Below are 19,210 nucleotides of genomic sequence, written 5' to 3'. Positions count from 1 at the left end.
GATGCGTAGCTGGGCTGTTCGCGGGCTGGTCCTGCTGCTGGCCGTGCTGGTGCTGCCCGTGGCGCTGGCACAGGCTGTGCCTGGGCTGTTGCCGCTCAGTCCCCTGCAGCGCGAGTACCTCGCCGCCCATCCAAGCATCGTCGTGGGCCAGTATGACAGCGGCTGGCCGCCGTTCGAGTCCCTCCGTGATGGCCAGCAGGTTGGCCTGGGTCCGGATTATCTGGCGCTTCTCGCCCGTCAGCTGGGTGTGAAGGTCGAGGCGAGGCGTTATTCCGACTGGACATCCGTGCTGGATGCGGCCTGTCGTGGCGAGATCGACGTGGTAATGAATGTCGGTCTCAGTGCCGACCGCACCCAGTGCATGGTCTATACCGCTGCCTATGGCGAGGCGCCGTTGGCGCTGGTGGGGAGGCCGGGCGATCTGCGTGCTTCGAACATGCCCGACCTGGACGGATTGCGGGTGGTCATCGAGCAGGATTTCCTGACCGGACCGCAGGTGCGGGCACGTTTCCCGCGTGCGGTGCAGCTTGTCGCAAACAGCTCGTTGGCTGCGCTGCAGATGGTCAGAGACGACAAAGCTGATGTCTACATAGGCAATGCCTACGTTGCCACCGAACTGATCGCACGCCTGCGCCTGCAGGGTGTCGTCCTGCTGCGTCCGAGCGACCTGCCTCCCGAACGGATGCACTTCGGCGTTCCCAACAGCAAGCAACCGCTGGCCGAAGCGCTGGACCTGGCGCTGGCCGCGACCAGCCAGGCCCAGCGCGATGCACTGGCACAACGCTGGCTGCCCCTGCCGCAGTGGTCGGCATCGGCGCAGCTGGCGCTCAGCCAGGCCGAGAAGCGGGTTCTGCAACAGCCGTTGAAGATCGGCTTCGCGCCAAACGCCGCCCCATTGTCGTTCGCCGACGAGGATGGCAGGCCCAGCGGCCTGGCCAGCGAGTACCTGGCGCGGCTGATGCAGGCCGGTGCCAACCTGCAGGCGCAGAACAGCCATGACTGGTACGAGGTGCGCGAGAAGGCGCGCCGCGGCGAGTTGCAGGCGGTGATGGGCATTCCGGTCGATTCGCACTATCTGGGCCCGGACTGGGTGTACAGCCAACCCTTCATCAGCGTGCCGAACGTGATCGTCAGCCGCCACGACAGCCCGGCGCTGCTGGGCCTGTCCGACCTCCAGGACAAGCGCGTACTGCTGTCGGATCCGGAGCGCGTACGCGGTTACGTGCTGCAGCAGGCGCCGCAGGCCAGGATCGTCGCCGCGCGCAGCGCCGAACAGGCCATGCAACGCCTGATCGATGGTGAGGCCGACGCCTACGTGGGCAATCTGGCCCTGGTCGACCACCTGCTGCGCACGCGTTTCCCGGGGCGCCTGCAGGTTGCCGCGCCCGCGGGCTTCAACGACCAGCTGGCACTGGCCGTGGAGCGCCGGCATGCGGCGCTCGCCACGACCTTCGATCGCTTGCTGCTGCAGATGACGCCACGCGAGCGCGAAGCGCTGCGCGGCGACTGGCTGGCGGTGGAGTACCACAACGGCATCGACTGGCGAAGCACGCTGCGCTGGGGTGTACCGCTGCTGCTGGTGCTGCTGACCGCGCTGCTGGTGCATGGCATCGGCTACTGGCGCCTGCGTCGCGAGGTGGCCGGGCGCCGCCAGCTGGAGCAGCGCCTGGCCGAAGTGACCGACAACCTGCCTGCCGTGGTCTACCAGGCCCGTCGCGAGGTTGATGGCACGCTCAGCTTCCCGTTCATTGCCGGTGACCTCCAGGCGCTGTTCGGGATCACCCGACAGCAGGCTGAGCAGGACGCCACGATGTTGCTGGAACGCGTCGAAGAGGACGATCGCGCGCGCATCCTGCAGGTGGTCGAACAGGCCGCGCACCAGTTCGCACCGCTCATGCTGGAATTCCGCCTGCGGGGCGATGGAGCGGGCCCGCGTTGGGTGCGCACCCAGGCGCAACCCTATGCCGCCGAAGCCGGTGTGGTGACCTGGAGTGGCTACTGGGTGGATGCCAGCGAGGCTCGTGCACAAGCGGACGCCCTGACCGCAGCCAAGGCCGAGGCCGAGCAGGCGGCCGAGGCGAAATCCCGCTTCCTGGCCACCATGAGCCATGAGATCCGCACGCCGATGAGTGGCGTGCTGGGGATGCTGGAAGTGCTGGCGCACTCACCGCTGGATGCAGAACAGAAACGCATCCTTGGCGTGATCGAGGATTCGGCGCAGATGCTCCGGCAGATCCTTGACGACATCCTTGACTACTCGCGGCTGGAGGCCAACGCATTGCGGCTGGAGCCGGTACCGCAGCCGCTGCGGCCGTTGCTGGAAAGCGTGTGCCGGTTGTTGTCGGCGCAGGCCAGTGCACGTGGGCTGGGCCTGCACGTGCAGATCGATCCGCAGCTGGCAGCCGCGCACGAAGTGGATGGCGTGCGCCTGCGCCAGATCGTGTTCAACCTGCTCAGCAACGCCATCAAGTTCACCGTGCGCGGCGAAGTGCGGCTGCAGCTGGAAGTGCTGGGGCCGACCGCCGAAGACGGCAGCCAGCCGCTGTGCCTGAGCGTCACCGATACCGGCATCGGCATCGCACCGGAACAGTTGCAGCACCTGTTTGCGCCGTTCACCCAGGCCGGTGCGTACATCCAGCGCGACCATGGTGGAACCGGCCTGGGCCTGAGCATCTGCCAGCGCCTGGTGCAGATGATGGACGGCGAGCTGGAACTGCACAGCACGCTGGGCGAGGGCACCCGCGCCGAGGTGCGGCTGTCGCTGGTGGAAGCCGGCAGCAGTGATGTTGAAGCGCTGGTCGCCGAGCAGGAACAGGCGGCGCTGCTGCCGCCCGCACTGCGCCAGGCACGCGTGCTGGTGATCGAAGATCATCCGACCAACCAGGCGATGATGGCCTGGCGGCTGCAGCAGCTGGGTGTACCACATGTGCTGGTCGGCGATGGCCAGCAGGGGCTGGATCGCCTGGCATCGGAGCACTTTGATCTGGTCATTACCGATTGCCGGATGCCGGTACTGGATGGTTTCGCCTTCACCCGCCTGCTGCGCGAACGCGAAGGCCGCAACGGCCAGCCGCGGCTGACCGTACTGGCGCTGACCGCCAGCGTGCTGGACGACGATGCACGTCGTTGCCGTGAAGCCGGGATGGATGAGGTGCTGGCCAAGCCATTGTCATTGGCGACACTGCGCGCGGCACTGCTGCGCTGGTTGCCGCAGGCGCAGGGGCAACGGTTCGAGGAGCCGCTGGCCGAGTCCGCTGCCGTCGATGACAGGACGCTGCCCGATCTGGACAGCCTGCAGCGGCGCTTCGGCTCACGTGCGGTGGCCGAGCAGTTGCGCGACAGCCTGCTGCAGGCCAGTGCAGGTGACCTGGCCGCTGTGCAGCGCGCGCTGGAGGCCGGCGACCGTGAGGCTGCCGCGCTGCACCTGCATCGCCAGGCCGGTGGCTTGGGCGCGGTGGGAGCGACGGTGCTGGCTGCGCAGGCCAATGCCCTGGTCGAGCGCCTGCAGGATGCGGCCGAGACCGATCCGGTGCCGTTGTTCACCGCGGTGGCGGCATTCGTGGCGCGGCTGCAACAGCAGTTGCAGCGCCTGGCTCACTGAGCCGACTGCTGCTGCAGGTAGGCGATCACCAGCGCACGGCGTTCGGCGCTGGGGAAGGCGTTGTACATGCGTGTGCCCGGTACAACATGGGTGGGTGACTGCAGGAACGCATCCAGGGTCTGCGCGGACCAGGTGATGTCGGCGCGGCGCATGCCGTCGGAATAGCCGTAGTCGGGCAGGCTGCCGGCGCGACGGCCGATCACGCCGTGCAGGTTCGGGCCGAAGCGGTGGATGCCGCCAAGCTGCACGGTGTGGCAGCCGGCACACAACTCGAACGCGCGTTGCATGGCCTGCTGCTGCGCCTGTTCCGGCGTGGCGGGCGCTGCAGGCGGGCGCTGGCAGGCCGTGGCGGCCAGGGCCACGGCAACAGCGATGAGCAGGAATGATGCACGCATGGGCGGGCAGGATAGCGGTGCGCGGCAAGCGACGGGCTGCGACGCTCGGTCGCAGCCCGTGGCGTTCACATGCCCGAGTAGTTCGGGCCGCCGCCGCCCTGCGGGGTCACCCACACGATGTTCTGGGTGGGGTCCTTGATGTCGCAGGTCTTGCAGTGCACGCAGTTCTGCGCGTTGATCTGCAGGCGCGCGCTGTCGGCTTCGCCGACGAACTCGTACACGCCGGCCGGGCAGTAGCGCGCTTCCGGGCCTGCGTACTCGGCCAGGTTCACCTTCACCGGAATGCTCGGGTCCTTCAGCGTCAGGTGGCTGGGCTGGTTCTCGTCGTGGTTGGTGCTGCTCAGGAACACCGAGCTGAGCCGGTCGAAGGTCAGCACGCCATCCGGCTTCGGGTAGGCGATGCGGGTGTGCTTGGCGGCCGGTTCCAGGCAGGCGTGGTCGGGCTGGGTGCGGTGCAGGGTCCACGGCGGGTTGCGCACGCCCAGCTTGGGAAGCAGCCACTGCTCCACGCCGGTCATCAGCGTGGCCACGGTCTGGCCCTTCTTGAACCACTGCTTGAAGTTCTTGGCCTGCTGCAGTTCGGTGAACAGCCAGCTGGCTTCGAACGCCGTCGGGTAGGCACTCAGTTCATCGTGCTGGCGGTCGGCGGCCAGTGCATCGAACGCGGCGTCGGCGCACAGCATGCCGGTCTTGATCGCGGCGTGGCTGCCCTTGATGCGGCTGGCGTTGAGGTAGCCGGCCTCGCAGCCGACCAGTGCGCCACCGGGGAACACGGTCTTCGGCAGCGACAGCAGGCCGCCGGCAGTGATCGCGCGCGCGCCGTAGCCGATGCGGGTGCCGCCTTCCAGGTGCTTGCGGATGGACGGATGGGTCTTGAAACGCTGGAACTCTTCAAACGGGCTCAGCCACGGGTTCCTGTAGTCCAGGCCGACCACGTAGCCGATGGCGACCTTGCCGCCGTCGGCGTGGTACAGGAACGCGCCGCCGTAGGTGTCGCTGTCCAGCGGCCAGCCAGCGGCATGCACCACCAGGCCCGGCTCATGCTTGGCCGGGTCGATCTGCCACAGTTCCTTGATGCCGATGCCGTAGGCCTGCGGGTCCTTGCCTTCGTCAAGTTTGTAGCGGGCGATCAGCTGGCGGCCCAGGTGGCCGCGTGCGCCTTCAGCGAAGATCGTGTACCTGGCGTGCAGCGCCATGCCGCGCTCGAAGGCCGGGCCGATGCTGCCGTCCTTCTCGATGCCCATGTCGCCGGTCGCCACGCCGATCACTTCACCGTTGTCGCCATACAGCACTTCGGCGGCGGCAAAGCCCGGGAAGATCGCCACTTCCAGCGCCTCGGCCTGCTGCGCCAGCCAGCGGGTCACTTCGCCCAGGCTGATGATGTAGTTGCCTTCGTTGTGGAAGCACTCCGGCAGCAGCGCGTTGGGCGTGCTGCGTGCGCCGGTTTCGCTGAGGAACAGGAATTCGTCGCGGGTGACCTTCTGCTTCAGCGGTGCGCCACGCTCGGCCCAGTCCGGGAACAGTTCGGTCAGCGCGCGCGGATCCATCACCGCGCCGGACAGCACGTGCGCGCCTGGTTCGGACCCCTTCTCCAGCACGCACACCGACAACTCGCGGCCGGCTTCGATCGCGCGCTGGCGCAGGCGGATCGCGGTGGCCAGGCCGGCGGGGCCGGCGCCGACGATCACCACGTCGAATTCCATTACTTCACGCGGGGGCAGGGCGTTGGCTTCAGCGCTCATCGATTGCATGACTCGTGGGTAGGGCCGGCATCGGGGCCACCGGCGGTGCCTGGGAATCGCGCGTGCGGCCACGGGCGAAACGGTTGTTTGAATGTGTCAGGGTACCGGGACGCGCGTGATCGAGCTAGATCGCCGATGTTCACACCCGGATTGCTGCAATGCAGCGTAGGGCCGCGGCTCTGGTGGGTGCCGACCTTGGTCGGCACGCTCTGCCCGGATGACCGACAATGGCCCGGTCCTGACTGCGCGTGAGTGCCATGGCTTTGCATCCGTACGATCTGTTCGATGTCCGTTCCCTGCTCAACGAGGAAGAGCGCGCGGTGCAGGAGAGCGTCGCCCGTTTCACCAACGAGTGCGTGCTGCCGATCATCGGCGATGCCTTCGACCAGGCCCGCTTCCCCGATGAACTGGTGCCGGAGATCGCGTCACTGGGCCTGCTCGGTGCCACCCTGCCGACCGAGTACGGCGGTGGTGGCCTCGGCGCGGTCAGCTACGGCCTGATCTGCCAGGAGCTGGAGCGCGGCGATTCGGGCCTGCGCAGCTTCGTCTCGGTGCAGAGCTCGCTGTGCATGTACCCGATCTACGCCTATGGCAGCGAGGAACAGCGCCAGCAGTGGCTGCCGGCGATGGCGCGCGGCGAACTGATCGGCTGCTTCGGCCTGACCGAGGCGCATGGGGGTTCCGATCCGGCCAGCATGAAGACCCGCGCGGTGCGCGACGGCAGCGACTGGCGCATCAGCGGCAGCAAGATGTGGATCACCAGCGGCCCGGTGGCCGACCTGGCCATCGTCTGGGCGCAGACCGAGGACGGCATCCAGGGTTTCGTGCTGGAAAAGGGCATGGCCGGCTTCACCACGCAGGAGATCAAGCACAAGATGAGCCTGCGCGCATCGCTGACCGGGGCGCTGTTCTTCGATGACGTGCGCGTGCCTGACAGCCACCGGCTGCCGAACGTGAAGGGCCTGAAGGGGCCGCTGGGCTGCCTGACCCAGGCCCGCTATGGCATCAGCTGGGGCCCGATCGGTGCGGCGATTGCCTGCCTGGATGAAGCACTGGGTTATGCCAAGGAGCGCGTGCTGTTCGGTCGCCCGCTGGCGGCCACGCAGAGCGCGCAGATCAAGCTGGCCGAGATGGCCCGCCGCATCACCACCGCGCAGCTGCTGGCCCTGCAGCTGGGCCGCCTGAAGGAAGCTGGCCAGCTGCAGCCGCAGCAGGTCAGCCTGGCCAAGTGGAACAACTGCCGCATGGCGATCGACATCGCCCGCGAATGCCGTGACCTGCTGGGTGGCGCCGGCATCACCACCGAACACGTGGCGATCCGGCACGCGCTGAACCTCGAATCGGTGATCACCTATGAAGGCACCGAGACCGTGCACCAGCTGGTGATCGGCCGCGAACTGACCGGCATCAACGCGTTCTGAGTGCACCGGTAGTGCCGGCCGCTGGCCGGCATTGAGTTGGTAGTGCCGGCCGCTGGCCGGCATTGCCCAGTAGCGTATTCGCAGGCGAGCGATCGGTGTACCGAACCGCGCACCGTACCGAGATGGGTTCAAGGACAGCCTGTACCGCGCGGCTGTTGGGTCCGCCTTGAAGCGAGCCGAGCACCGCAGGTCCGGCGGGGGCGAAGAGGCGCGGGTGTCTGAGCGCAGCGAGTTCCGCGCCGCCCCCCGGCGGGCCGAGGAGCGCAGGGCACCGGTGCGCAGCACCGGCTCGCGGATGGCGGCGCGTTTCTTTTGGTTACTTTTCTTTCCGCGCGGAAAGAAAAGTAACGCCCATGAACGCATGCGCCCGCCACAGCAACGACCAGGCAGAAGAGAGACGCGTGGCGTTACGCCCCGCCGGCAAACCCATGCTGCCGCCACGCTTCGTACATCACCACGGCAACGGTGTTGGAAAGATTGAGGCTGCGGTTGTCCGGCCGCATCGGCAGGCGCAGGCGGCGGCCATCGGGCAAGGCATCGAGCACGTCCTGCGGCAGGCCGCGGCTTTCCGGGCCGAACAGGAAGGCATCACCGTCTTCGAACGCCACGCTGTCATAGCGGACGCTGGCACGCGTACTCAGGGCGAACAACCGCTTCGGTGCGATCCGCGCCAGCGCGGTGTCCAGGTCGGGGTACACCTGCAGGCGCGAATACTCGTGGTAGTCCAGGCCGGCGCGCTTGAGCTGCTTGTCTTCCAGTGCGAAGCCGAGCGGCTCGACCAGATGCAGCTGCGCGCCGGTGTTGGCGCAGAGCCGGATCACATTGCCCGTGTTGGGCGGGATTTCCGGTTGGAACAGGATCACGTGGAACTGGGGCGCGGCATTCATCGGCGCAGTGTACCTGCGACGACCGCCGCCTTTACGGCGCACGCCCTGCGCGAGGCAGGGCGGCACCGCTTACGGGCGCAGCAGGACCTGGGCGGTTTCGGTGGCCAGGGCCTGCAGGTCGGCGGCGCTCGGACGCACCTGCAGGGCCGGCAGGTTGACGATCACCTGGTTGGCGACGCTGGTGGCGGCGGCAGCCAGGGTCGCGGCGTAGCGCTGGGCTTCCAGCTCGGCGGCCAGGGCGACGCGCTGCTCCAGGCTCGGGCGCACTTCCACCGAGGCCAGGGTGGTGATCGGCATCGCGGCGGCGACCGGGGCGGCGACGTAGCCGCTGCGCTCGGCCAGCTGGTCGGCACTTGGGCGCACTTCCACGGTGGCCAGGGTCGGGATGCCGCTGGCCTGTTCCCAGGCCTGCTGGGCCAGCTGGTCGGCGGCCGGGCGAACCTGCACGGTGGACAGGGTCTTGATGGATTCGGAGGCCTGCACCGACGAAACAACCGCGGTGCCGGCGATCAGGGCGATGGCGATGGCAATGGTCTTGGCGTTCATGACGGGGCCTGTTTAGTGTTGGTGATCAGTGGTGTTGTAGTAAGGTAGTACACCAATTCTGGGCTTGCAAGGAAAATTTTCGATTTCCTGCGTTTGTTCAGTCTTCAGTCAGCTTTTGTCTGAAGCCCTTCCTGGTGCAGGAACTACCAAGCAATCCCCGTGCCAACTTTTAATCATTGATTTGCAAGGGTTTTATGGTCATCGAAAAGTGTCCGGCGGGCGGACACCTGTCCATTCGATGTGCTGCGGACACTGTCCGGACGTTGCTGGCGGGTGCTTGTGACGGCTCGGACAGGGCAGATCGGCGCTGCGGATGGCGCACAGGGGCAAACACCCCCAGTGACTGGCGACCGATTCCTGCCGTTGCGCGCGCACGCTAGGATCGGGGTTCACCTATGTGACCAAGGATCCGGATATGTCTCTCGCCCTTCGCCCGCGCACTGCGCTGCTGGCCGTTGCCCTCAGCACCGCCCTGGGCACGCTTGTGCCTTCCCATGCGTTGGCGGCAAAGCCGGCCGCACCGGCCAAGGTCGATATCCCGTATGAGCAGTTCACCCTGCCCAACGGCCTGCGCGTGATCGTGCACACCGATCGCAAGGCGCCGATCGTCGCGGTCAACGTCTGGTATCACGTCGGCAGCAAGGACGAACCGGCCGGCCGCACCGGCTTCGCGCACCTGTTCGAACACCTGATGTTCCAGGGCAGCGAAAACCACGACGGCGAGTTCTTCGAGCCGTTCAAGCAGGTCGGCGCCACCAACCAGAACGGCACCACCAATACCGACCGCACCAACTACTTCGAGAACGTGCCCACCACTGCGCTGGACATGGCGCTGTGGATGGAATCGGACCGCATGGGCCATCTGGTCGGTGCGATCGACCAGGCGGCGCTGGACGAGCAGCGTGGCGTGGTGCAGAACGAGAAGCGCCAGGGCGAGAACCAGCCCTACGGCCAGGCCTGGGACCAGCTCAACAAGGCGCTGTATCCAGTTGGCCACCCGTACCACCACGGCGTGATCGGTTCGATGAACGATCTGAACGCGGCGTCGCTGGATGACGTGAAGACCTGGTTCCGCACCTGGTACGGCCCGAACAACGCCGTGCTGGTGCTGGCTGGCGACATCGACCTGGCCACCGCCAAGGAAAAGGTTGGCAAGTACTTCGGCAGCATCCCGGCCGGCCCGACCATGGCGCAGCCGGCGGTGAACGTGGCCAAGCGCAGCGCCGACACGCGCGAGACGATGACCGACAAGGTGCCGCAGGCGCGTATCTACCGCGCCTGGAACGTGCCGCAGGTCGGTACCACCGAGGTCGATCAGCTGCAGTTGTTCGCGCAGGTACTGGGCGGTGCCAAGTCCTCGCGGCTGAGCCAGCGCCTGCAGCACCAGGACAAGCTGGTGGACAGCATCGCGGCAGGCCTGTCGACGTCGCAGCTGGGTTCGAACTTCGTGATCATGGCGACGGTCAAGCAGGGCCAGGACCCTGCCAAGGTCGAGAAGATCATCGACGAGGAACTGGACCGGCTGATCAAGCAGGGCCCGACCGCGGCCGAGCTGGAACGCGCCAAGACCGGTGCCCGCGCCGGTTTCATCCGCGGCATCGAACGCATCGGCGGCTTCGGCGGCAAGGCCGACGCACTGGCCGAGTGCGCGGTGTTCACCGGCGACCCGGGCTGCTTCCGCACCTCGCTGGCCAACATCGAGAAGGCCAGTGCTGCTGATCTGAGCCGTCTGGGCGCGCAGTGGCTGGACAAGGGCAGCCACACCCTGGTGATTGCACCGGGTGAGCGCGTGGCGCTGAAGGAAGACCCGAGCCAGGCGCCGAAGCCGTTCAGCGTGCCGGCGGTGGATCCCAAGTACAGCACGCTGCCCGAGCAGGTCGACCGCAAGGCCGGCGTACCGCAGACCCGCGAGTTCCCGCAGCTGAAGTTCCCGGCGCTGCAGCGCGCCACGCTGAAGAACGGCACCCAGGTGATCCTGGCCGAGCGCCACGAGATTCCGGTGGTGCAGTTCAGCTACCAGTTCCCGGGTGGCTTCAGCGCCGACCAGGGCCGCAAGCCGGGCACCGCCAACTTCACCATGAGCCTGATGACCGAAGGCGCCGGCAAGCTCGGCTCGCTGGCCTTCGCCGATGCTGCTGACGCACTGGGCGCCAGCCTGGATGCCTCGGCCGGCCTGGACTCCATGAGCGTGGACCTGTCGGCGCTGAAGGAAAACCTGGCACCGTCGCTGGCGCTGTATCGGGACCTGCTGCGCGAACCGCGCTTCGAGCAGGGTGAGATCGACCGGGTCAAGGCGAGCTGGATTGCCGGCATCCAGCAGGAGAAGGTCAACCCGGGTGCGGTGGCGATGCGCGTGCTGCCGCCGCTGCTGTACGGCAAGGGCCACCCGTATGCCATTCCGTTCACCGGCAGCGGTGACGAAGCAGCGATCAACGGCCTGACCCGCGAAGACCTGGTCGACTTCCACCGCGACTGGCTGCGCCCGCAGAACGGAACCCTGATCGTGGTCGGTGACACCACCCTGGCCGAGATCGTGCCGCTGCTGGACAAGCAGCTGGGCGACTGGAAGGCTGCGGGCGACGCCCCGCAGGTGAAGGCCGCCACCGACGTGGCATTGCCGAAGGGCCCGCGCGTGTTCCTGATCGACCAGCCGGGTGCGGTGCAGGCCAACCTGTTCGCCGGCCAGGTGGTGGCGCCGTCCAGCGCCGCCAGTTCGACCCGCTTCGATATCGCCAACGGCGTGATCGGCGGCGACTTCACCTCGCGCCTGAACATGAACCTGCGTGAGGACAAGCACTGGTCGTACGGTGCGCGCAGCAGCGCGATCAACTCGGTGGGCCAGCGCCCGTGGATGGCCAGCGCGCCGGTGCAGATCGACAAGACCGGCCCGGCGATGGCGGAAATGCGCAAGGAAATCGCCGCGTTCGCCGATGGCAGCAAGCCGGCCACCGCCGCCGAGGTCAACCGCATCCGCAACATCCAGACCCTGAGCCTGCCCGGTGCCTACGAGACCGCCAGCGCGGTCGCCTCGACCATCGGTTCGATCGTGCAGTTCAAGCGTCCGGACGACTACGTGCTGCGTCGCAAGGCCGAGATCGAGGCGATGACCCCGGCGCAGGTGCAGCAGGCCGCCGCCGAGATCAAGCCGCAGGCGCTGACCTGGGTGGTGGTGGGTGATCTCAAGCAGACCGAAGCGGCCGTGCGTGCGCTGAACCTGGGCGAGGTGACGGTGATCGACGCCGAAGGCAACCCGGTCAAGAAATAAGGGATGCGCCTGCCCGCCCCCGCGGGCAGGCCTCCCCAGGTAGTGCCGGCCGCTGGCCGGCAACCTTGCCGTGGTAGTGCCGGCCGCTGGCCGGCAACGCCGTGACCCGAAGGCGGGGTCACAACCCCCTGCGGGGGATCCGTCCCCCCTCACCGGCTACCCCCGATTCAGGCGGTTCAGGCAGAATCCCTCCATACCCTTCCAGGATCTGCCCATGCGCGTTCTGCTGCTTTCCTCCCTGCTGCTCACCGTCACCGCCTGTACCTGGGTGCCGATCGAACCGGCCGGCAAGGCGACCCGCGTGCTGCCGGCAGGCCCGGTTCCCGCTGGCTGCATCGCCAAGGGCGAGGTGGTGGTGACCGTGAAGAGCAAGGTCGGCTTCTACAACCGCAACCCGCTGCGCGTGCAGGAAGAGCTGGAAACCCTGGCCCGCAACGAGGCCCCGAGCGCCGGCGCCAATGCCGTGCAGGCCGCCGCGGCCCCGGCCGATGGCAGCCAGCGCTTCGCCGCATTCCAGTGCCCGCCGCGCTGAACGCTTCACCATACGGCCAAGGCTGAATTCGTAAAGATGCGGTGAAGGCCCCGGGGGTTATAGAATAGCGCCCCCTTTTGCCTGAGCCTTGGCGCTAACCTCGATGCTCTTCAAGAATGTCTCGATCGCCGGCCTGGCACACGTCGACGCGCCGCATACGCTGACCACAAAGGAAATCAACGAACGCCTGCAGCCGACGTTGGATCGCCTGGGTATCCGCACCGACGTGCTCGGCGACATCGCCGGCATCCACGCGCGCCGCCTGTGGGACAACGGCGTGCTGGCGTCCGACGCTGCCACCATGGCAGGCCGCAAGGCACTGGAAGACGCAGGCATCAATGCGACGCAGGTTGGCCTGCTGGTCAACACCTCGGTCAGCCGCGACTACCTGGAGCCGTCCACGGCCTCCATCGTCTCGGGCAACCTCGGCGTCAGCGACGAGTGCATGACCTTCGACGTCGCCAATGCCTGCCTGGCCTTCATCAACGGCATGGACATCGCCGCGCGCATGATCGAGCGCGGTGACATCGACTACGCGCTGGTGGTGGACGGCGAGACCGCCAACCTGGTGTACGAGAAGACCCTGGAGCGCATGACCGCCCCGGACGTCACCGCCGACGATTTCCGCAACGAGCTGGCCGCCCTGACCACCGGTTCGGGTGCCGCGGCGATGGTGATGGCGCGCTCGGAGCTGGTGCCGGACGCGCCGCGCTACAAGGGCGGCGTGACGCGCTCGGCCACCGAGTGGAACCAGCTGTGCCTGGGCAACCTGGACCGCATGGTCACCGACACCCGCCTGCTGCTGATCGAAGGCATCAAGCTGGCACAGAAGACCTTCACCGCTGCCAAGATCGCCTTGGGCTGGGCCGTGGAAGAGCTGGACCAGTTCGTGATCCACCAGGTCAGCCAGCCGCACACCGCCGCGTTCATCAAGAACTTCGGCATCGACCCGAAGAAGGTCATGACCATCTTCGGCGAGCACGGCAACATCGGCCCGGCCTCGGTGCCGATCGTGCTGAGCAAGCTCAAGCAGCTGGGCAAGCTGAAGAAGGGCGATCGCATCGCGCTTCTGGGTATCGGCTCGGGCCTGAACTGCTCGATGGCTGAAGTGGTCTGGTAAAAGAGTCACCGCTGACCTGCTGCACGACGGGCAGCGATGATTTTTCCAAGTGTTCAAGGGCCGGTTTACCGGCCCTTTCTACAGGTGCGATCCGATGTCCCAGCTTCCCGGTTACCCCGCCCACCCGCAGCGCTTCGAGGTACGCCCCGGCCTGTCGATGAACTATCTCGACGAAGGCCCGCGCGACGGCGAGGTGGTGGTGATGGTGCATGGCAACCCGTCGTGGAGCTATTACTGGCGCACGCTGGTCGCCGGCCTGTCGGACACGTACCGCTGCATCGTGCCGGACCACATCGGCATGGGCCTGTCGGACAAGCCCGATGACAGCCGCTACGAGTACACGCTGCAGTCGCGCGTTGACGACCTCGATGCGCTGCTCAAGCATCTGGGCATCACCGGCCCGGTGACCCTGGCGGTGCACGACTGGGGCGGCATGATCGGTTTCGGCTGGGCGCTGTCGCACCACGACCAGGTCAAGCGCCTGGTGGTGCTCAATACCGCTGCATTCCCGATGCCGGCGGCGAAGAAGATGCCGTGGCAGATCGCGCTGGGCCGCCACTGGAAGATCGGCGAGTGGATCATCCGCACCTTCAACGCGTTCTCCTCCGGTGCCTCGTGGCTGGGCGTGGAGCGGAAGATGCCGGCCGACGTGCGCCGCGCCTACGTGTCGCCGTACAACAGCTGGGCCAACCGCATCAGCACCATCCGCTTCATGCAGGACATCCCGCTGTCGCCGGCCGACAAGGCGTGGTCGCTGCTGGAGCGTGCCGGCAAGGCGCTGCCGTCGTTCGCCGACCGGCCGGCCTTCCTCGGCTGGGGCCTGCGCGACTTCGTGTTCGACCACCACTTCCTGAAGGGCTTCCAGGCCGCGCTGCCGCGGGCCCAGGTACATGCGTTCGAGGATGCCGGGCATTACGTGCTGGAAGACAAGCACGAGGTGCTGGTGCCGGAGATCCGCGCGTTCCTGGACGCCAACCCGATCTGATCGGTGTGCCGACCAACGGTCGGCACCCACCCCTTCCTCTTCCGGTGGGTGCCGACCGTTGGTCGGCACACCCGAAGGGTTGATGAGGTTGCCGGCCAGCGGCCGGCACTACCATTACGCGGCGACCGGCGCCTGCGGCGGCGAGGAAGGGCTGTTGCCGTTGTCGTCCGGATGGTCGTCGTCGTTGTCGGCGTCATCGCGCCAGCGCCAGTCGGCCGGCGTCAACGGATCCAGGCCATAGGCGATGCGCGCCTTGTCGCACTGCGGGCTGGCCTTGCCGTACTCCCACGATGCATCCACCTCGCGGCACACGCTGGGCCGGTTGGGATGGATGGTGCAGCGTGAATACACGCCGATCTGCGCATCCAGCGCCACGCAGCGCACCGGCTTGGAATGGGTGCCGCGCATGCACAGGCGGTGCGGGTCCAGCACCTCGGTGAGCTGGTGCGGCACGCCGCCGGGGGTGACCTCGTCTGATTCCATCCAGTGGAAGGCCACGCGGTACTGGGTGCAGCAGGCGCCGCAGGTCATGCAGGGATGTTGCATGGGCAAGCCGCCTCGGGCGGCAGTCGGAATCAGGAACGAGGGTGCGGATTTTCCACGAAGTGGGCCGCCGCGCAAGAAATTCCGTAAGCGGCGACAATGAACGGATGAACCGACCCTGCAATATTGCCGCCCGCTTGCCTGAACTGGCGCGTGAACGGCCTGATCAGATCGCCATCCGCTGCCCTGGCCGCCGTGGCGCCGGCAACGGCATGGCCGCCTACGACGTGACCCTGGATTACCGCCAGCTGGACGCTCGCAGCGACGCCATGGCGGCCGGCCTGGCCGGCTACGGGATCGGCCGTGGAGTGCGCACGGTGGTGATGGTGCGGCCGTCGCCGGAGTTCTTCCTGCTGATGTTTGCCCTGTTCAAGCTGGGCGCGGTGCCGGTGCTGGTCGACCCGGGCATCGACAGGCGCGCGCTGAAGCAGTGCCTGGACGAGGCGCAGCCGGAGGCCTTCATCGGCATTCCGCTGGCGCACGTGGCGCGGCTGGTGCTGCGCTGGGCCCCCTCGGCGGCGCGCCTGGTGACCGTGGGCCGCCGCCTCGGCTGGGGCGGGACCACGCTGGCCGCGCTGGAGCGCGCCGGCGCCAAGGGTGGGCCGATGCTGGCCGCCACCGACGGCGAGGACATGGCCGCGATCCTGTTCACCAGCGGCTCCACCGGCGCGCCCAAGGGCGTGGTCTACCGCCACCGCCACTTCGTCGGCCAGATCCAGCTGCTGGGCAGCGCCTTCGGCATGGAAGCGGGCGGGGTGGACCTGCCGACCTTCCCGCCGTTCGCCCTGTTCGATCCTGCGCTGGGCCTGACCTCGGTCATCCCGGACATGGACCCGACCCGGCCGGCACAGGCCGACCCGGCCCGCCTGCATGACGCCATCCAGCGCTTCGGCGTGACCCAGCTGTTCGGCTCGCCGGCGCTGATGCGGGTGCTGGCGAAGCATGGCCGGCCGCTGCCGACGGTGACCCGGGTGACCTCGGCCGGTGCGCCGGTGCCGCCGGACGTGGTCGCCACCATCCGCAGCCTGCTGCCGGCCGACGCGCAGTTCTGGACGCCGTATGGCGCCACCGAGTGCCTGCCGGTGGCGGTGGTCGAAGGCCGCGAGCTGGAACGCACGCGCGCCGCCACCGAGGCCGGTGCCGGCACCTGCGTGGGCAGCGTGGTGGCGCCGAACGAAGTGCGCATCATCGCCATCGATGACGCGCCGCTGGCCGACTGGTCGCAGGCGCGCGTGCTGGCGGTTGGCGAAGTGGGAGAAATCACGGTGGCTGGCCCGACCGCCACCGACAGCTACTTCAACCGCCCGCAGGCCACGGCTGCAGCGAAGATCCGCGAGACGCTGGCCGATGGCAGCACCCGCGTGGTGCATCGCATGGGCGACGTCGGTTACTTCGATGCGCAGGGTCGCCTGTGGTTCTGCGGGCGCAAGACGCAGCGCGTGGAAACCGCGCGCGGACCGCTGTACACCGAACAGGTCGAGCCAGTGTTCAACACCGTCGCAGGCGTGGCGCGCACCGCGCTGGTCGGTGTCGGCGCCGCCGGTGCGCAGGTGCCGGTGCTGTGCGTGGAACTGCTGCGCGGCCAGTCCGACAGCCCGGCGCTGCAGGAAGCGCTGCGTGCGCATGCCGCAGCGCGCACGCCTGAGGCCGGCCTGCAGCACTTCCTGGTGCATCCGGCGTTCCCCGTCGATATCCGTCACAACGCCAAGATCGGCCGCGAGAAGCTCGCCGTCTGGGCCAGCGCCGAACTGGAGAAGCGCGCATGAAGATCCTGGTCACCGGTGGTGGTGGGTTCCTTGGCCAGGCGCTGTGCCGCGGGCTGGTCGAACGTGGCCACCAGGTACTGGCGTTCAACCGCAGCCATTACCCGGAGCTGCAGGTGATGGGCGTGGGCCAGATCCGTGGCGACCTGGCCGACCCGCAGGCGGTCCTGCATGCGGTGGCCGGCGTCGATGCGGTATTCCACAACGGTGCCAAGGCCGGTGCGTGGGGCAGCTATGACAGCTACCACCAGGCCAATGTGGTCGGCACCGACAACGTCATCGCCGCCTGCCGCGCGCACGGTATCGGCCGGCTGGTCTACACCTCCACGCCCAGCGTGACGCACCGGGCCACGCACCCGGTGGAAGGCCTCGGCGCCGACGAAGTGCCGTACGGCGAAGATTTCCAGGCGCCCTATGCGGCCACCAAGGCGATTGCCGAACAGCGCGTGCTGGCGGCCAATGACGCGTCGCTGGCGACGGTGGCGCTGCGTCCGCGCCTGATCTGGGGGCCTGGCGACCAGCAGCTGGTACCGCGCCTGGCCGAACGTGCACGACAGGGCCGCCTGCGCCTGGTGGGCGATGGCAGCAACAAGGTCGATACCACCTACATCGACAACGCCGCGCTCGCTCACTTCCTCGCCTTCGAGGCACTGGCGCCCGGTGCCGCATGTGCAGGCAAGGCCTACTTCATTTCCAACGGCGAACCGCTGCCGATGCGCGAGCTGGTCAACCAGCTGCTGGCCGCCGTGGGTGCACCGAGGGTGGACAAGGCGATCAGCTTCAAGACCGCGTACCGTATCGGCGCTATCTGCGAGCGGCTGTGGCCGCTGCTGCGCCTGCGCGGCGAACCGCCGTTGACCCGGTTCCTGGCCGAACAGCTGTGCACGCCGCACTGGTACAGCATGGAGCCGGCGCGCCGAGACTTCGGTTACGTGCCGCAGGTCAGCATCGAAGAGGGACTGCGCAGGCTGAAGGCTTCATCTGCTGCATAGATCGCCATCACTGGTTGCACACCGCAGGATCGGGAGGATGGACCCACGCCATCCAAGGCTCGACCACCCGCGAGGAGCGCCATGCTGCATTACGCCATCATTTTCTTTGTCATCGCCATCATCGCCGCCGTTCTGGGTTTCTCCGGTATCGCCGGCGCCGCAACGAACATCGCCTGGATCCTGTTCGTGGTGTTCCTGATCCTTGCGGTGATCTCGATGTTCCGCAAGCGAGGCTAGCCGGTAGTGCCGGCCGCTGGCCGGCATCGCTTTCCGCAGAGTCGAGCCATGCTCGACTCTGCGGGCGATCACCACGTTACACAGCGCTCTGCAGCCCGCGATCGGCCTCATGGCGTTCCAACGCCAGTTCGATCAGGCGCGTGATCAGCGTGGTGTAGTCAACACCGCTGGCGCCCCACAACTTCGGGTACATGCTGATGCGGGTGAAGCCCGGCAGCGTGTTGACCTCGTTGATGACGATCTCGCCGTCTGCGGTGAGGAACACATCCACGCGCGCCATGCCCGCACACTCCAGCGTCTGGTAGGCCTGCCGCGCGATCTGCTGGATACGCGCCTGGGTGGCGGCGTCGATGTCGGCCGGCACCACCACGTCAGCGCCATTGGCATTGATGTACTTGGTGTCGTAGGCGTAGAACTCGTCGTGCACCACCACCTCGCCGCATACGCTGGCCTGCGGGTGCTCGTTGCCCAGCACCGCGCATTCGATCTCGCGGCCGACCACCGCCGATTCCACCAGCACCTTGTGGTCGTAGCGCAGCGCCAATGCCAGTGCCTCGGCAAAGCCCGCCGCATCCTTGACCTTGCTCACACCCACCGACGAACCCTGGTTGGCCGGCTTCACGAACAGCGGCAGGCCGAGCTGGGCGATCACCGCATCGGCATCGACCTCCGCTGCCTCATGGCGGCGGATGCACAGCCACGGCGCCACCTGCAGCCCCGCGTCGCGCAGCAGGCGCTTGGTCACGTCCTTGTCCATCGCCACCGCCGAGCCCAGTACCGGCGAACCGACGAAGGGCAGGTTGATCATGCGCAGCAGCCCCTGCAGCGCACCGTCTTCGCCGAGTGGCCCATGCACGATCGGCAACACCACATCGATCTGGCCCAGCGCACTGGCCGCATCGGACGGCTGCAGCTGTGCCTGCTCGGCGCCCGGGCGCACCGCCAGCGACTGGCCCGAGCGATGCAGCGCGATGCGCGACGGATCATCGGCATTGATCAGGAAGGTATCCGGCTGGCTCAGATGCCACTGGCCCTGCTTGTCGATGCCGACCAGCACCGGCTCGAAGCGCTCGCGATCAAGCGCATCGAGGATGTTCTTCGCCGACTGCAGCGAAACTTCGTGCTCGGAAGACTTGCCGCCGAAAATGATGCCAACCCGGGTCCGTGCCATGGGGAGTGCG

At 67.6% G+C, this 19,210-nt stretch carries 15 protein-coding genes; 9 read left to right on the top strand and 6 right to left on the bottom strand.

Going from position 1 to position 19,210, the window contains the following annotated elements:
• The first annotated feature begins 1 nt into the window (after position 1).
• Complete coding sequence (locus tag AC5P6S_RS14380) at positions 2-3,601, top strand: ATP-binding protein (RefSeq protein ID WP_049396232.1); 3,600 nt, start codon at positions 2-4, stop codon at positions 3,599-3,601.
• Here the strand turns inward: AC5P6S_RS14380 and AC5P6S_RS14375 are convergent.
• Complete coding sequence (locus AC5P6S_RS14375; protein WP_099526848.1) at positions 3,595-3,996, bottom strand: c-type cytochrome; 402 nt, start codon at positions 3,994-3,996, stop codon at positions 3,595-3,597. The genes AC5P6S_RS14380 and AC5P6S_RS14375 overlap by 7 nt on opposite strands.
• Positions 3,997-4,061: 65 nt before the next feature.
• Positions 4,062-5,738 (bottom strand): electron transfer flavoprotein-ubiquinone oxidoreductase, encoded by a 1,677-nt coding sequence (locus AC5P6S_RS14370; protein ID WP_005411892.1) that lies wholly within the window; start codon positions 5,736-5,738, stop codon positions 4,062-4,064.
• 257 nt (positions 5,739-5,995) lie between these two features.
• Here AC5P6S_RS14370 and AC5P6S_RS14365 point away from each other — a divergent pair, with 257 nt between their 5' ends.
• Positions 5,996-7,159 (top strand): acyl-CoA dehydrogenase family protein, encoded by a 1,164-nt coding sequence (locus tag AC5P6S_RS14365; protein ID WP_049459756.1) that lies wholly within the window; start codon positions 5,996-5,998, stop codon positions 7,157-7,159.
• 407 nt (positions 7,160-7,566) lie between these two features.
• On the opposite strand, the gene AC5P6S_RS14360 is transcribed toward AC5P6S_RS14365, so the two are convergent.
• On the bottom strand, positions 7,567-8,046 hold the full coding sequence (locus AC5P6S_RS14360) for a tRNA (cytidine(34)-2'-O)-methyltransferase (protein WP_005411894.1): 480 nt from the start codon (positions 8,044-8,046) through the stop codon (positions 7,567-7,569).
• A gap of 69 nt (positions 8,047-8,115) precedes the next feature.
• Positions 8,116-8,592, bottom strand: a complete 477-nt coding sequence (locus tag AC5P6S_RS14355; RefSeq protein WP_005407626.1) for an XAC0231 family protein — start codon at positions 8,590-8,592, stop codon at positions 8,116-8,118.
• Positions 8,593-9,007: 415 nt separating this feature from the next.
• Between AC5P6S_RS14355 and AC5P6S_RS14350 the strand changes: the two genes are divergently transcribed.
• From AC5P6S_RS14350 to AC5P6S_RS14335, 4 genes are all read left to right on the top strand, one after another.
• Positions 9,008-11,857 carry a M16 family metallopeptidase gene (locus AC5P6S_RS14350; RefSeq protein ID WP_032966333.1) on the top strand — a complete coding sequence of 950 codons (2,850 nt, stop codon included), beginning with the start codon at positions 9,008-9,010 and terminating at the stop codon, positions 11,855-11,857.
• A 214-nt stretch (positions 11,858-12,071) separates the two neighbouring features.
• Positions 12,072-12,389, top strand: a complete 318-nt coding sequence (locus AC5P6S_RS14345; protein ID WP_005407628.1) for a DUF4156 domain-containing protein — start codon at positions 12,072-12,074, stop codon at positions 12,387-12,389.
• Between the two features lie 103 nt (positions 12,390-12,492).
• Positions 12,493-13,509 (top strand): 3-oxoacyl-ACP synthase III, encoded by a 1,017-nt coding sequence (locus AC5P6S_RS14340; RefSeq protein WP_004135358.1) that lies wholly within the window; start codon positions 12,493-12,495, stop codon positions 13,507-13,509.
• 94 nt (positions 13,510-13,603) lie between these two features.
• Entirely contained in the window at positions 13,604-14,494 is an 891-nt protein-coding gene (locus AC5P6S_RS14335) for an alpha/beta fold hydrolase (RefSeq protein WP_088435791.1), read from the top strand.
• A 114-nt stretch (positions 14,495-14,608) separates the two neighbouring features.
• Here the strand turns inward: AC5P6S_RS14335 and AC5P6S_RS14330 are convergent, their stop codons facing one another.
• Positions 14,609-15,040, bottom strand: a complete 432-nt coding sequence (locus AC5P6S_RS14330) for a YkgJ family cysteine cluster protein (protein WP_005407630.1) — start codon at positions 15,038-15,040, stop codon at positions 14,609-14,611.
• 104 nt (positions 15,041-15,144) lie between these two features.
• Between AC5P6S_RS14330 and oleC the strand changes: the two genes are divergently transcribed.
• From oleC to AC5P6S_RS14315, 3 genes are all read left to right on the top strand, one after another.
• Positions 15,145-16,803: an olefin beta-lactone synthetase gene (gene oleC, locus AC5P6S_RS14325; RefSeq protein ID WP_100443447.1), complete on the top strand. Its 1,659-nt coding sequence runs from the start codon at positions 15,145-15,147 to the stop codon at positions 16,801-16,803.
• The gene (gene oleD / locus AC5P6S_RS14320; protein WP_049400567.1) at positions 16,800-17,792 is read left to right on the top strand and encodes a 2-alkyl-3-oxoalkanoate reductase; all 993 of its coding nucleotides are present in this window, start codon (positions 16,800-16,802) and stop codon (positions 17,790-17,792) included. Before oleC ends, oleD begins: the two co-directional genes overlap by 4 nt.
• An 81-nt stretch (positions 17,793-17,873) precedes the next feature.
• Complete coding sequence (locus tag AC5P6S_RS14315; protein ID WP_005407633.1) at positions 17,874-18,029, top strand: DUF1328 domain-containing protein; 156 nt, start codon at positions 17,874-17,876, stop codon at positions 18,027-18,029.
• Positions 18,030-18,105: 76 nt separating this feature from the next.
• Here AC5P6S_RS14315 and ddlA read toward each other — a convergent pair whose 3' ends face one another.
• Positions 18,106-19,200 carry a D-alanine--D-alanine ligase gene (gene ddlA, locus AC5P6S_RS14310; RefSeq protein WP_099479776.1) on the bottom strand — a complete coding sequence of 365 codons (1,095 nt, stop codon included), beginning with the start codon at positions 19,198-19,200 and terminating at the stop codon, positions 18,106-18,108.
• Between the last annotated feature and the right edge of the window lie 10 nt (positions 19,201-19,210).

The sequence above is a fragment of the Stenotrophomonas sp. YJH_SMC_119 genome, from assembly GCF_059368315.1.
Note: the sequence above shows the minus strand (reverse complement) of the source record. Positions and strands in the feature narration are given on the sequence as shown.